This is a genomic window from Pseudomonas sp. MWU16-30317, assembly GCF_020515695.1.
Classification (GTDB): Bacteria; Pseudomonadota; Gammaproteobacteria; order Pseudomonadales; family Pseudomonadaceae; genus Aquipseudomonas.
Genome location: NZ_JAIWJA010000006.1, coordinates 37,078 through 51,104, shown reverse-complemented (window position 1 = coordinate 51,104; position 14,027 = coordinate 37,078). Strand labels below are relative to the sequence as shown.

Annotated in this window: 14 protein-coding genes; 2 read left to right on the top strand and 12 right to left on the bottom strand. The window is 64.1% G+C overall.

Features of this window, described 5'->3' with window-relative positions:
- The 6 genes from LIX93_RS17810 to LIX93_RS17785 all read right to left on the bottom strand — a co-directional run bounded on the left by LIX93_RS17810 (position 1) and on the right by LIX93_RS17785 (position 7,453).
- Positions 1–885, bottom strand: a complete 885-nt coding sequence (locus tag LIX93_RS17810; RefSeq protein ID WP_226505374.1) for an ABC transporter permease — start codon at positions 883–885, stop codon at positions 1–3.
- Positions 882–1,838 (bottom strand): ABC transporter permease, encoded by a 957-nt coding sequence (locus LIX93_RS17805; RefSeq protein ID WP_226505373.1) that lies wholly within the window; start codon positions 1,836–1,838, stop codon positions 882–884. Before LIX93_RS17805 ends, LIX93_RS17810 begins: the two co-directional genes overlap by 4 nt.
- Before the next feature lie 33 nt (positions 1,839–1,871).
- Entirely contained in the window at positions 1,872–3,509 is a 1,638-nt protein-coding gene (locus LIX93_RS17800) for an ABC transporter substrate-binding protein (RefSeq protein ID WP_226505372.1), read from the bottom strand.
- Between the two features lie 99 nt (positions 3,510–3,608).
- A complete protein-coding gene (locus LIX93_RS17795) occupies positions 3,609–4,883 on the bottom strand; it encodes an FAD-binding oxidoreductase (RefSeq protein ID WP_226505371.1) in 1,275 nt (424 codons plus the stop codon).
- Positions 4,884–4,939: 56 nt separating this feature from the next.
- Complete coding sequence (locus tag LIX93_RS17790) at positions 4,940–5,608, bottom strand: haloacid dehalogenase type II (protein ID WP_226505370.1); 669 nt, start codon at positions 5,606–5,608, stop codon at positions 4,940–4,942.
- Between the two features lie 375 nt (positions 5,609–5,983).
- Entirely contained in the window at positions 5,984–7,453 is a 1,470-nt protein-coding gene (locus LIX93_RS17785; RefSeq protein WP_226505369.1) for an aldehyde dehydrogenase family protein, read from the bottom strand.
- 230 nt (positions 7,454–7,683) lie between these two features.
- On the opposite strand from LIX93_RS17785, the gene LIX93_RS17780 reads away from it, so the two are divergent.
- Both LIX93_RS17780 and LIX93_RS17775 read left to right on the top strand, forming a co-directional pair.
- Entirely contained in the window at positions 7,684–8,547 is an 864-nt protein-coding gene (locus tag LIX93_RS17780; RefSeq protein WP_226505368.1) for a GNAT family N-acetyltransferase, read from the top strand.
- Between the two features lie 21 nt (positions 8,548–8,568).
- Entirely contained in the window at positions 8,569–9,282 is a 714-nt protein-coding gene (locus LIX93_RS17775; protein WP_226505367.1) for a cupin domain-containing protein, read from the top strand.
- A 52-nt stretch (positions 9,283–9,334) separates the two neighbouring features.
- On the opposite strand, the gene metC is transcribed toward LIX93_RS17775, so the two are convergent.
- From metC to cydP, 6 genes are all read right to left on the bottom strand, one after another.
- Entirely contained in the window at positions 9,335–10,519 is a 1,185-nt protein-coding gene (gene metC, locus LIX93_RS17770; RefSeq protein ID WP_226505366.1) for a cystathionine beta-lyase, read from the bottom strand.
- Positions 10,520–10,645: 126 nt separating this feature from the next.
- A complete protein-coding gene (locus LIX93_RS17765) occupies positions 10,646–10,933 on the bottom strand; it encodes a cyd operon YbgE family protein (RefSeq protein ID WP_226505365.1) in 288 nt (95 codons plus the stop codon).
- The gene (cydX, locus tag LIX93_RS17760; protein WP_226505364.1) at positions 10,923–11,039 is read right to left on the bottom strand and encodes a cytochrome bd-I oxidase subunit CydX; all 117 of its coding nucleotides are present in this window, start codon (positions 11,037–11,039) and stop codon (positions 10,923–10,925) included. Before cydX ends, LIX93_RS17765 begins: the two co-directional genes overlap by 11 nt.
- Before the next feature lie 12 nt (positions 11,040–11,051).
- Positions 11,052–12,194 (bottom strand): cytochrome d ubiquinol oxidase subunit II, encoded by a 1,143-nt coding sequence (gene cydB / locus LIX93_RS17755; RefSeq protein ID WP_226505363.1) that lies wholly within the window; start codon positions 12,192–12,194, stop codon positions 11,052–11,054.
- Entirely contained in the window at positions 12,187–13,785 is a 1,599-nt protein-coding gene (locus LIX93_RS17750) for a cytochrome ubiquinol oxidase subunit I (protein WP_226505362.1), read from the bottom strand. The genes cydB and LIX93_RS17750 overlap by 8 nt, the downstream gene beginning before the upstream one ends.
- Positions 13,782–13,979 carry a cytochrome oxidase putative small subunit CydP gene (gene cydP / locus LIX93_RS17745; protein ID WP_226505361.1) on the bottom strand — a complete coding sequence of 66 codons (198 nt, stop codon included), beginning with the start codon at positions 13,977–13,979 and terminating at the stop codon, positions 13,782–13,784. Before cydP ends, LIX93_RS17750 begins: the two co-directional genes overlap by 4 nt.
- Between the last annotated feature and the right edge of the window lie 48 nt (positions 13,980–14,027).

Here is a 14,027-nt window from a genome sequence, read left to right as displayed (position 1 = left end):
TCAGTGTCCTGCACTACGGCGGCTGCGGCGCGACGAGATGCGGTCGATGAACAGGTTGACGCCAATCGTCAGGGTGCCGATGGCCAGTGCCGGGATCACCAACGCCGGCGCGCCCTGATTGAGGCCGCCGATGTTTTCGCGCACCAGCGAGCCTAGATCGGCATCGGGCGGTTGTACGCCCAAGCCCAGAAAGCTCATGCCGCTGAGCAACAGCACGATAAAGCCGAAGCGCAGGCCCAGGTCGGTGAGGACCGGGTTGAGCATGTTCGGCAGGATCTCCACACAGGCAATGTACAAGCGCCGCTCGCCACGGGTGCGGGCCACCTGAACGTACTCCAGCGCCTCGATATTGACCGCCAGGCTGCGGGCGATGCGAAAGGCGCCAGGGCAGAAACTCAACACCGCCGTGCAGATCAGCAACAGCACCGAAGAGCCGAATGCCGACACCATGATCAGCGCCAGCATCTTGCTGGGGATCGAGATAAAGGCGTCCATCAACCGGCTGATGATTTCGTCCAGCCATTTAGGCGCGACCACCGACAGCAACGCGCAAATAGTCCCAAGGCCGCTGGCAAGCACGGCCGAGATCAAGGCCAGGCCGACCGTGAAGCGCGCCCCCACCAACACCCGGCTGAGCATGTCGCGCCCCAGGTAATCGGTGCCGAAGGGATGCGCGCGGCTGAGCACATCGAAGATGGTGTCCGACACCACTTCGCCCACCGGGTGCGGGGCCAGCCAGGGACCGAAGATCGCCACCAGCAGCCAGCCCAGGCACACCAACGCACCGACCAACCCCAGCCACGAGGGGCTGCGCGCCACTTTGCCGGTGGCCAGGTCTGGGGTGCCAGGGCCACCTGACGTCGATTTCACAATGACTTCGTTCATTGGGTTCTCAGCCTCGGGTTGGACAGAATCGCGCACAGGTCGGCCAGCAGCACCAACCCCAGGTACGCCGTGCAGAACAACATGGTGCAGGCCTGAACCAGCGCCATGTCGCGGTTGGTGACCGCGTCGACCATCAGGCTGGCGATGCCGGGGTAGTTGAAAATGGTCTCGACGATCACCACCCCGCCCAGCAGGTACGACAGGCTCAGCGCCACCGCATTGGCAATCGGGCCGATGGCATTGGGCAAGGCATGGCGCAACACGATGCGGATGGGGCCGACGCCCTTGAGGCGGGCCATTTCAACGTAGGGGCTGTCCAGCTGATCGATGACCGCTGCACGGGTCATGCGCGCCATTTGCGCGACGATCACAAAGCACAGGGTCATCACCGGCAGGGCGTAGGTGCGCATGAACTGCCACGGCGAGGTGATCTCGCTGGCGTAGGACAACGCCGACAACCAGCCGAGGTTGACCGCAAACACCAGCACCGCCAGCGTGGCCACCAGAAACTCCGGCACCGCCACCAGCGCCAGGGTGACGAAGCTCAAAAAGCTGTCGATGCGGCCGCCGCGGCCCATGGCCGAACCGATGCCCAGGGTCAGCGCCACCGGCACCGAAACCACCGCGGTGACCGCCGCCAGCATCAGGGTATTGGGGACGCGCCCGGCCATCAGTTCACTGACGGGCGTGGAGCTCGACACCGACAGCCCCAGGTCGCCACTCAGCAACCCCATCAGCCAATGCAGGTAACGCACCACACCGGGCTGATCCAACCCGAGCTTGAGCCGCAGCGCGGCCACCTGCTCCGGTGTCGCGAACTGCCCCAGGGACTGTTGCGCCGCGTCCCCAGGCAATACCGCAGTGATGGCGAACACCACCATCGACACGATCAACAACGTCACGATTGCGGCGCCGAAGCGCCTGCCGATCAGCCACAGCGTGTTGCTATTCATGAGCTTGCCCTCCGCGTCGGTTCACCGCTGCAATTACGCGTCCAGCCACACCTGCTCGCTGAACATGTAGCCCATGAAGCCGCCCAGCGGATTGCTACTGTAGCCCTTGATGCGCTGGTCGACGCCATCGATGTTGCTGATGAACACCGGGATGCCGATGCCGCAGTTGTCGCTGACCAGTGTCTGCATGTCGGCGTACATCCTGGTGCGCTTGGCGTCGTCGGTTTCACCGCGGGCGAGCATCAGCAACTGGTCGAACTGGTCGTTTTTCCAACCCGACTCGTTCCACGGCGCGGAGGACTGGAAAAACTGCGAAAAGATCACATCAGCGTTCGGGCGCGGGTTGATGTTGCCGAAGCTGAGCGGGTGCTTCATCCAGTGGTTGGACCAATACCCATCGCTCGGCACGCGATTCACGTTGAGGGTCAGGCCCGCCGCCTTGGCCGACTGCTGGAGCAGCACGGCGATGTCGACCGAGCCCGTGGCGGCCGGCGAACAGACCAGCGGCATGGTGATGCTTTCCATGCCGGCCTTTTTCAGGAGGAATTTGGCTTTGTCCGGGTCGTAGGGGCGCTGGGGCAAATCGGCGTTGTGGTAGCGCGAGCCTGGGGCGATCGGGTGATCGTTGCCGACCACCGCGTAGCCTCGGAACACCGCGGATTTGACCTGCTCGCGGTCCAGCAGGTACTTCATGGCCTGGGTGAAATCGGCGTTCTGGCCAGGCATCTGGTCCTGGCGAATGATCAGGTCGGTGTAGTTGCCCGATGGCGCATCGACCACGCGGTGTTTGGCGCTGGCCGCGATGCGCTGGGTGGAGCGCGGGTTGACCTCGTTGATCATGTGCACGTCGCCCGAGAGCAGGGCGTTGACCCGCGACGGCTCATCGGCGATGGCGATGAATTCGATCTCGTCCAGATACGGCAGGCCGGGCTTCCAGTAGTTGGGGTTGCGCACACTGATGGAACGCACGCCCGGCTTGAACTCCTTGACCTTGAACGGCCCGGTGCCGATGCCCTGGCTGAAATCGCTGGTGCCCTCGGGCACGATCAGCAGGTGCGACACCGCGAGGATCGACGGCAACTCGGCATTGGGTGCGCTCAGGGTGATCTGCACCTCCAGCGGGCCGGTGGCCTTGACGTCGGTAATCTGCGCCATCAGCGGCAGGACCTTGGAGCCGGTGGCCGGGTCTTTGTGGCGGGTCAGCGAGAACACCACGTCAGCGGCGCTCAGGGCCTTGCCGTTATGGAAGGTGACGTCCTTGCGCAGGGTAATGATCCACACCGTGGCGTCGGTATTGTCGATGCGCTCGGCCAGTTCCAGTTGCGGCACCAGATGACTGTCGAACCGCGTCAGGCCGTTGTAGAACATGAAGTGGCGCACGTAGTCGGTCGACAGCGCGCCCTTGGCCGGGTCCAGCGTGTCGGCAGTGGAACTGGACATCCCGGCCACCCGGATACGCCCACCGGGTTTGCCCTTGACTGGCGTGGCCGACTCGTCGGCGAATACATTGCCCGCGCCGCCGAACAGGCTGCCGGCGCCCGCTGCCGCGACGCCTGCGACACCCAGCATGCGCAACGCATCGCGGCGTGACATGCCGCGATTGAGGCCTTCGAAGACGCGCAGGCTGTGTTCGCCGCTGATCAGTGGGGAGTCGACTTTGTTGTCAGTCATATCAGTTCTACCTGTCGAAAATGGGGTTGTCCGAGTGGCTCTCGGTTGACCGGAGCGTCCGTGAAACGCAAACGACGACGGTGAAGCAACAAACAGGGATCAGTGGCGGCTGTCCTGGTAGCGGTAGTACGCGCCCACCAGCGGCAGGAACCAGGGTGTGCCGAAGTGGCCGGGCACCGCTGGCCAGTCGAGTTCGCGCCAGGGATTGGCCGCTGGATTGCCGTCCAGAACATCAGCCATGACCTGGCCCATGTGCACCGACATCTGTACCCCGTGGCCGCTGTAACCCATGGAGTAGAAGACGCCGTCATGCTCGCCGGCCCGCGGCAGGCGGTCGGAGGTCATGTCCACCAGCCCGCCCCAGCAGTAGTCGACCTTGACGTTGGCCAGTGCCGGGAACATCTGCACCATGGCTGATCGCAGCACCTTGCCGCTCTTGGCGTCGGAGGTGCTGTTGGACATGGCGAACCGCGCCCGGCCGCCGAACAGCAAGCGGTTGTCGGGGGTGATGCGAAAATAATTGCCGATCAAACGGCTGGTGACGTACGAGCGCTGATGGGCGAACAACTGATCGATCAGCGCTTGCGGCAGTACCTCGGTGGCAACCACAAAGCTGCCGACCGGGACAATGCGCCGGCGATACCAGCCTGGGCCGCCGTGCTGGCACGCCCCGGTGGCAAGCAGAATCTGCCGCGCCTGGATCGAGCCCCTGGCGGTATTGACCTTGAAGCCCGCCGGGTTGGCCTTCCAGCCAGTGACGGCGGCATCCTGGTACACCTGAGCGCCGTGGCGTACAGCCGCCTCGGCCAGACCGACACCGAAGCGCCCAACGTGCATCTGCACGCCATTGCGCTGCAACAGGCCGCCATGAAATTCAGCGGAATCGACCTCGGCGCGCGCCTGCTCGGCGCTCAGCAATTCGACATCGGCATCCACTTCACGGCGAATCAGCTCGCAAGTGCGCGCCATGCCGTCGTAATGCATGGCCTTGGCCGCCAGCTTCAGCTTGCCGTTACGCTTGAGGTCGCAGGCAATGTGCTCCTGCTCGACCACCGTGACGACGCTTTGCACTGCGCTTTCGTACGCCTTGTAGTAAGCACGGGCTTGGTCCGCGCCCAGGCTGGCGGTCAGGGCCGCGTAGTCCTGCGCGACGCCGGTGTTGCACTGCCCGCCATTGCGCCCCGACGCCTCGCCGATCACGCGCCCGGCTTCGAGCACCGCCACACTGGCGCCCTTCATGGCCAGGGCGCGCGCCGCCGAGAGGCCGGTGAACCCGCCGCCGACGATCACCACATCGACCTGCCCTTCGACCGCTGCGCTTTGCGCGCCGACAAAGGGCGCTGCGGTATCGAGCCAGTAGGATTCACTTCGCATGTCATTCCCTCGGGTGGCTCGCCTGGAGCCCGGAAAAGTGCCGGATGCCAACGCTGTCAGAGGCCGACCAGAGCCGCCAGGCCACCGATGTCCGGGATCTGCCGGTAGCCGTAGAACTCGTTGGCCGGTACGTCATGGCCGCGGGCGACGAAGGCTTTGTTCTTGATTTTCATGTCGTGGGCCGGGAACAGGTCGTAACGGAAGCTGGAGGACACATGCAAGATGTCTTCCGGGCCGCAGCCAAGGTTGTCGAGCATGAACTCGAACGCTGCCAGACGCGGCTTGTAGGCTTGTGCCTGCTCGGCCGTGAAGACCTTGTGAAACGGTGCGCCGAGCATGTCGACGTTGGACATGATCTGGCTGTCGCTGGCGTTGGAGAAAATCACCAAGGGGATCTTGTCGGCGATTTTCGACAGGCCTGCCGGCACATCAGGGTGCGGGCCCCAGGTCGGAACGGCGTCGTAGTAGAGCTGGCCTTCGTCGCGATAGGCCACACCCCAGCGCTTGCAGGTCCGCGCCAGCGCGGTCTTGATGATTTCGTCGTAGGGCATCCAGTCGCCTTTGACCTGATCCAGGCGATACGCCGAGAAATCCTTGACGAACTGGTCCATCTGCTCAGCCGGTACGCGGTCGGCGAACAGCTCGCGGGTCATGGTGCCCATGTGGAAGTTGGTCAGCGTACCGTAGCAGTCGAACGTAATGAATTTAGGTCGAAGAAAGCTCATGTTGTGCGGTCCCGAAAGTTCGTTTAGGTCAAGGCATGACAAGCATCTGCGCCGTGGTCAGAGCGGCCATGGCCACCCTGCAACACATCTTCATTACACCACCGTGAAATCAGCATATGGCGTTGAAAGCGCTGGCTGCTTGATAGAAACCACCGTTTTGCGGCCCGGCCTCAGCAGACTTTGCGGGGCGCTCCAGGCTTGGGCAACGCCACGTTTCATGCGCCTTTGTGGCGCTTTTCGGGGCGTTTTTTGTGCGCACGCGACGGTTTCACCGCAGAACCTGCTTCAGCCTGAAAGAAAAAACGGGCGCCTTGCGAACAAGGCACCCGTAGGGTCAATCGTGGCCACGCAGGCTTGGGCAAAGCCTGTGGATGTTTAGCCGATATCGATCAGCACGCTCTTGAATCGCAGGTTGGCTTCGAACGCTTCGCGGCCCAGATCCTTGCCGATGCCCGAGCGCTTGTAGCCGCCCGTGGGCAGGATGTAGTCGTTGCTGCGCCCATAGCGGTTGACCCACACGGTACCGACTTCGAGCTGGCGGATCAGGCGCAGAGCACGGTTAAGGTCGGCGGTGTGCACACCGGCCGCCAGGCCGTAGGTGTCGTGGGCGGCCAGCTGTAGTGCTTGTTCTTCGCTGTCGAACGCTTGAAGGGTCAGCACCGGGCCGAAGATCTCTTCACACACCGCCGGGTTGTGGTTGTCCACCCCGGCCAGCAGGGTGGGTTGGTAATAGGCGCCGCCCAGGCCGTCGAACAGGCCGCCGCCGCTGAGTACTTCGGCGCCTGCCTGGCGCGCACGCTGGACGATGCCGTCGATGCGTGTGGCCTGCAGGCGCGAAATGATCGGCGCCAAGGTGGCGTCCGGTGACCAGGTCGGCCCTGGCTTGAGTGCATTGAAATAACCCTGCAGGTGCTCGACGAAGGGCGCCATGATCGAGCGTTCGATGATCAGCCGCGAGCCAGACACGCACACCTGCCCGGCATTGCCGGTAATGGCCAGGGCCACGGTGCGGGCGGTCTTGGCGAGGTCCGGCACATCGGCGAACACCAATTGCGGGCTCTTGCCGCCCAACTCCAGCGTGACCGGCTTGGGGCCGACCAGCGCGCAGGTGGACATGATGCTCGACCCCGTGGCTGTCGAGCCGGTGAAGGTGACTTTGGCGACTCGCGGATGGCGGCACAGGGCATCGCCGGTAACGCGGCCATCGCCCTGCACGACGTTGAAGATCCCGGCGGGGATGCCCGCCTGAAGCGCCAGTTCGGCGAAGCGCAGGCTGGAGAACGGCGTCAGCTCGGAGGGCTTGAGTACCACCGCGTTACCGGCGGCCAACGCCGGGGCGACCTTCCAGGAGGCCATGCTCAATGGGAAATTCCACGGCGCGATCGCCGCAATCACTCCGTAAGGCTCGGCGATCTGCATGCCCAGGCGGTCGGTCTGCGTGGCCGCGACTTCACCGCCGTGCTTGTCGGCCAGCTCGGCGAAAAAACGGATGCCTTCGGCCACATAGGGAATGTCCCAGCCCAGCACATCTTTGTGCGGGCGGGTCGACCCCACGGCTTCCAGCGGCCCGAGCACGGCGCCGTCCGCATCGATCAAATCGGCCCAGCGGCGCATCACGCGGGCGCGCTCACGGGGTGGCCGGGTGGCCCAGTCGCTGGTCTTGAACGCCTGCCAGGCAGTGCTCACGGCCTCGTCCACCAGCGCCGCATCAGCCACCGGCAGCTCGGCATAGACCTGACCATCGGAAGGCCGCGAGACGTCCATGCCCGCGGGCCCCTCGCGATACTGCCCACCAATGAAATGGGCGCTGCGCACAGCGATAAGACGAGGATCGAAGCTATCCATGAAGGACTCCAGCCGGGTGAAAAGCGAGGCCACCATCCTAGAAAAAAACCCAGAGCATTTGCTGCCGACGTTGCGGTCCATTTAAGCAGTTACTGTGGTCTGGTCGGCTGCGGATCGGGGAATCTGCCGAATCGCCTTGCGCCTCTTGTCACCCTTGGCAACAGGTGGGATACAGGCACCACGTGAAGGCCTTTTCAACGCTTATGCCCATCTGTGAACGGAGACCCGCCATGTCGGTTTCGCAACGTCGCGCTATTCACTATCGCCCCATGACCGCCGCCGATGTGGCCAATGCTCACGCCTTGTCGGTGGCGCTCAAGTGGCCGCATCGACTCGAAGACTGGGCCATGCTGCAACGCGTGGCGCAGGGTTTCGTCGCTGAGGACAACGGCCGGTTGATCGGCAGCTCGTTCGCTTGCCATCAAGGCGACTTCACCACTATCGGGCTGGTGATCGTCAGCGATGACTACCAAGGCCAAGGCATCGGTCGACGCTTGATGGACCTGGCGCTCGAGACCGTCGGCCCGCGCACGGCGGTGCTCAATGCGACCGTGGCCGGCGCGCCGTTGTACACGAAAATGGGCTTCAAGGATTTCGGCCAGATCGAGCAACGCCAGGGCCAAGCGAGCGCTGGCGCCGGGCCGAGCACCGCACTGAAGACGGGCGAACACTGCCGCGCGCTGAGCGCCAGCGATGCGCCACGGCTGATCGAGCTGGCCAATGCCGGCAGCGGCCTGGACCGCGCCGCCGTGCTGGACGACCTGCTGCCCGACGTCGAGTACGGCGTGGGTATCGAAGCGGCCGGCCAGCTGCAAGGCTTCGCCCTGTTGCGCCCTTTCGGGCGTGGCCTGTGCCTCGGCCCGGTGATCGCGCAGGATGCCGAGCAGGCCAAGCACCTGATCGAAACCCTGCTGCACAAGGTGCCTTATGCCTTCGTGCGCATCGATATTCCCGCCGCCAGCGGCCTGGCGCCGTGGCTGGAAGCGGCCGGGCTGAAGCAGGTCGATACCGTCACCCAGATGAGCAAGGGCGCGATCCCCGCCGCCACTCAGGGCGTCGAGCAATTCGCCTTGGTTACCCAGGCCATTGGCTGATTTCGTTTCAGGAGCATGTGTATGTCCCATCCCTCTGTTTTGCTGTTGGCACGGGGCGACGGCGTCGCGGTCGAAACCCCGGCGTTGTCGGGTCGCCTGAGCGCTCTGGATCCCTTCGTCGAGGGGCGCAAGACGGTGTTCGTCGACGATAGCGGATTCGCCGCCGGTACTGTTCAGTTCAACGGCTCGGCGCTGATCGAGGTCTATCCGTTCACCGAAATGCTGGTGGTCCACCAAGGCGTGGTGGTGCTGCGCAGCGCAGACCAACGCCTGGAAGTAGGCGTTGGCCAAAGTGCCGTGATCGGCCGCGGCACGGCCGTGCAGGTGGAGGCGACAGTCGATAGCCAATGGGCCTTTTGTGTCGCCACCTTGGCCACTGGCGTCGACCAGCCTGGCGTTGTGGCACTCGCTGCCCAGACCCACCTGACCCCCTCGGCGCCGCCGGATGCCAGCGTGCTGATCGGCCCCGAGCCCCAGTGCCGAACCCACAACCTGTTCGAAGACAGCGCCAGCACCTTGCGCATCGGTGTCTGGGATTCGACGCCTTACCAGCGCAGCGCGCGGCCGCACAAAGTGCATGAATTGATGCACGTGATCGAAGGCGAGGTCACGCTGACGGGCGATAACGGCGCGATCGTGCAAGTGCGCCCAGGGGACACGGCGTTTGTGCCGCAAGGCACGCCGTGTGCGTGGAAAAGCACGGTGTATGTGCGCAAGTATTACGCGGTGAGTTGAGACGCGCGGCGCCGGTGGCGCCGTGTCGGCCCCTGCGGAGCAGGCGCTGGGCTTACCCGAGTGCGGCGAAGCCGTTGCTCAGGTCCGCAATCAACTCATCCGGATCCTCCAGCCCCACATGCAACCGCAACATCAGCCCAGCCTTTGACCAATCCGCCACCGAACGCGTGCCGTGTTGGTCCACCTGGGTCACCAGGCTCTCGTACCCACCCCACGAATAGCCCACGCCAAACAGCGTCAGCGCTTTCACGAAATCGTCTACCTGCGCTTGATCGACGGCCTTGAATTCGAAACTCAGCAATCCGTTACAGCCATGGCAGTCGCGCTTCCACAGGGCATGCCCAGGGTCTTCAGGCAGTGCAGGGTACATCACCCGCGCGACCTGCGGGTGTTGCTGCAACCACAACGCCACGTGCATGGCGTTTGCCTGATGCATCGCCAGGCGGGCTGAGAGGGAGCGGGCGCCGCGCAGGATGAGGTAGGCGTCGTCGGGGCTGACGGTGTTGCCGACGGCGGTGCACATCTTTTTCAACGCCGGCCAGTGGGCCTCGGTGACGCTGACGCTGCCCATCATCACGTCGGAATGGCCGCCGACGTATTTGGTCAGGGCCATGAGCGAGATGTCCGCACCCAGTTCCAGTGGCCGGTACAGCACGCCCGAGCCCCAGGAGTTATCCACCGCCAGCAGCAGGCCGCGGGCCTTGCACAGCGTCGAGAGCGCCGGCAGGTCGCACATCTCGAAGGCCAGGGAGCCCGGTACTTCGGCGTAGATCATGCGGGTGTTGGGTTTGATCAACGATTCGATGTCGCTGCCGTCGGCGGCGTAGTAGTCGTACTCGATGTCGAAGGCGTCGAGCAGGGTGCGCGCCAGGCGCCGGACCGGGGTGTACACGGCATCGGTGATCAGTACGTGCTCGCCGGGGCGCAGAAAGGACTGGAACATTTGTGCCACGGCGGCCAGGCCGGTCGCGTACAGGCAGGTGCCGTGGGCGCCTTCGAGGCGGTTGATCACGTCTTCCAGGGCGAAGGCGGTGGGGTTGCCGTTGGCGCCATAGGTGAGCGAACGGGTGGGGCCGCCGACGGCGCGCTCGGCCGCGCGTATGGCCTCCAGGTCCTTGAACAGCACGGTGCTGACACGGGTGATGGGCGGGTTGACCGGCAGCCAGTCACCGCTGCCGGCAAAGCGGCCTGCCTGGACGAGGTCGGTGGCGGCGCTGCGCGGTTTTTCCTGGGACATGGGGGCTCCTGGGGGGTGGAGGTATTGGGGGATGGCGTAGCTATAGCATAAATGGCTGGCACCCGGGCTGCGCGGATGGGGGGGTTGGGATCGGGGAATGTGGTGCGTCCCCAGTCCAGACAGGGATCAGTGCGCCAGCAACAGGGCAAAGCCGAGGAGCATCAGGCACCACCCCAGTATCGGCTGAAACGCCAACCGCCACGCCCACGCCAGCGGGTCGAACCCCATGCCGTGCACATAGCCGATGGACACCCCCCACAACACCAGCATCAGGCTGCCATGGCTATAGCCGCCCTGCCTGTCCAGCAACAGCGTGGGCTGCACCAGCAGCACCACGCTGAGCGGCACGCACAGCAGCAGCGACAGCGCCCGACTCCAGGCGCCGCGCCATGCACACCGCGCCTCAGTCAGCATGATCAGGCCCCGCGTCCAGGCAGTTGGACGCCTCCAGCCACAGGGCGTTGATGATGCCGAAGCTGCAAGCCAGCAACACGCCGAGAATCCAGGCGAAATACCACATGGCAAATGCTCCTCAATAAAGTCCGTAGGGGTTTTCTTCGATATGCGCGGTGGTGGTGCGGCCCCACATTTTCACGTAACACCAGGTGGTGTAGCAGAGGATGATCGGCACGAACACGGCGGCCACCACCAGCATGATGGTCAGCGTCAGGCGGCTCGACACCGCGTCCCAGATCGTCAGGCTCGCGGCCGGGTTGAAGGTCGACGGCATGATGAACGGGAACAGCGCGAAGCCCGCGGTGCAGATCGCGCCAACGATGGCCAGGCTGCTGCCCAGAAACGCCAGCCGTGACGAACGACCACTGGCGGCCAGCAAGGCCAAAACGCCACCCAGCACGCCCAGCAGCGGCGCCACGGCGGTGATCGGGTAACGTTGATAATTGCCCAGCCAGCCCGGATTGCCTGTCACTACGGTCTTGTCCAAGGGATTGAGTGCGGCCGATGGATCGAAGCTGGAGGTAATCACCATGCCATCGATACCGCCCAGCGCCAGCCACAGCCCTGCGCCCAGAAAGGTGATGAGAAACACCAACGCCAATACCTGCACCGCCCGCCGCGCGCGCTGGGCGATGGCGCCTTCGGTGCGCAGCATCAGCCAGCTGCCGCCGTGCATCGCCAGCATGCTCAGGCTGACCACGCCGCACAGCAGCGCGAACGGTGCGAGCAACTGCCAGAAGCTGCCGTGATAGCTGGAACGCAGGCTGTCATCGAGCTCCAGCGGCACGCCCAGCAGCAGGTTGCCGAAGGCCACGCCGAACACCAGCGACGGCACCAGGCCACCGACGAACAGCCCCCAGTCCCAGCTCTGGCGCCAGCGAGTATTGTCGAGTTTACTGCGGTAGTCGAAGCCCACCGGCCGCACGAACAGCGCGAACAGCACCAGCAACAACGCCCAGTAGAACCCCGAGAAGGCCGCGCCATACACCAGCGGCCAGGCGGCGAACAAGCCGGCCCCAGCGGTAATCAGCCAGACCTGGTTGCCGTCCCAGTGCGGGGCGATGGTGTTGATCACCACGCGGCGCTCCTTGTCGCTACGGCCCACCAGCGGCATGAGGATGGCGGCGCCGAGGTCGAAGCCATCGGTCACGGCGAAACCGATCAGCAGAACGCCGACCAGCACCCACCAGATCAGCTTGAGTGTCTGGTAATCAAACATGTTGAGGAACTCCCTTGAGGATCACGGCAGGCTTGGCAGCGACGTCTTGCTCATAGTGATAGCGACCGGTATGCAGGCTGCTCGGCCCCAGGCGCGCGAACTTGATCATCAGGTACATCTCGATCACCAGCAGCACGGTGTAGAACGCCACCAGCGCCAGCAGCGAGCCCCAGATGTCCCCGGCGGACAAACTGGACGCCGACAGATGCGTAGGCAGCACTTCGCCGATCGACCACGGCTGGCGCCCATGCTCGGCCACGAACCAGCCGGTCTGAGTAGCAACCCACGGCAGCGGCAGGCTGATCACCGCCCATCTCAGCAGCCAGCGCTTGCGGTGCTCGTTTTTGCGCGCCGAGGCGTAGAAGGCACAGGTGAACAGCGCCAGCATCAACAGGCCGCTCAGCACCATCAGGCGGAAAGTCCAGAAAATCGACGCCACGCCGGGGATGGTATCCAGCGCTGCCTGCTTGATCTGCGCGTCGCTGGCGTCCACCACCTTGTCGGTGTATTTCTTCAGCAGCAGGCCGTAGCCCAGGTCCCTCTTCACCGCGTCGAAGGCCGCTATGGTCGGGCCGCTATGGTCACCGCCACGCAGTCGGGTCAGCAGTGCATAAGCCTGCATGCCGTTGCGCACCCGTTGCTCGTGCTCGACCACCAGGTCCTTGATGCCGGTGACCTGTTTGTCCACCGAGCGCGTGGCGATAATGCCCATCACGTAGGGGATCTTGACCGCATAGTCGGTGCGCTGCTCGGCCTGGTTGGGCAAGCCGAACAGGGTAAAGGCAGCCGGAGCCGGCTCGGTGTCCCACTCGGCCTCGATGGCTGCCAGCTTGGTCTGCTGCACGTCGCCGATCTCGTAGCCGGATTCGTCACCGAGGATGATCACCGACAGGATCGAGGCCATGCCGAACGCCGAGGCGATGGCGAACGAGCGCCGCGCAAAGCCGACATCGCGCCCGCGCAGCAGGTAGAAGCTGGAGATCGCCAGCACGAACACCGCGCCGGTCACGTAGCCCGACGCCACGGTGTGGACGAACTTCACCTGGGCCACCGGGTTGAAGATCAGCGCGCTGAAGCTGGTGAGCTCCATGCGCAGGGTGACGAAGTTGAACTCCGCGCCCACCGGGTTCTGCATCCAGCCATTGGCGATCAGAATCCACAACGCCGACAGGTTCGAGCCCAGCGCTACCAGCCAGGTCACGCCCAGGTGCTGGACCTTGCTCAGGCGCTCCCAGCCGAAGAAGAACAGGCCGATGAAGGTCGACTCGAGGAAGAACGCCATCATCCCTTCGATTGCCAGCGGTGCACCGAAAATGTCGCCTACGTAGTGGCTGTAGTAGGCCCAGTTGGTGCCGAACTGGAACTCCATGGTCAGCCCCGTGGTGACCCCGAGGGCGAAATTGATGCCGAACAATTTGCCCCAGAACTGGGTCATGTCCTTGTACACCTGCTTGCCGGTCATGACGTAGACCGACTCCATGATCGCCAGCAAAAACGCCATGCCGATGGTCAGGGGCACAAACAGGAAGTGATAGAGCGCAGTCATGGCGAATTGCAGCCGAGACAGGTCGACGACTGATTCAGAGATCATTGCGGGTTCTTCTCAGGTAAGACGGTGGGAGCGCCCAGCAAGTGCTGGGCAACAGAAGCGCGTTCGTCCATGAGCGGTGCCGGGGTGGCGAACCACAGCGTGTGAATGCCCATGAGCAGTGCCAGCTTGACCAGCACAATCACAGCGATTTCGCGGGCCAGCGGGGTTTTTAGAAAAGCGAAATGGCTTGCCATGACAGATACTCGATGAGGTAGTTGCATCTTCGAGCAACCCTTGGGCGC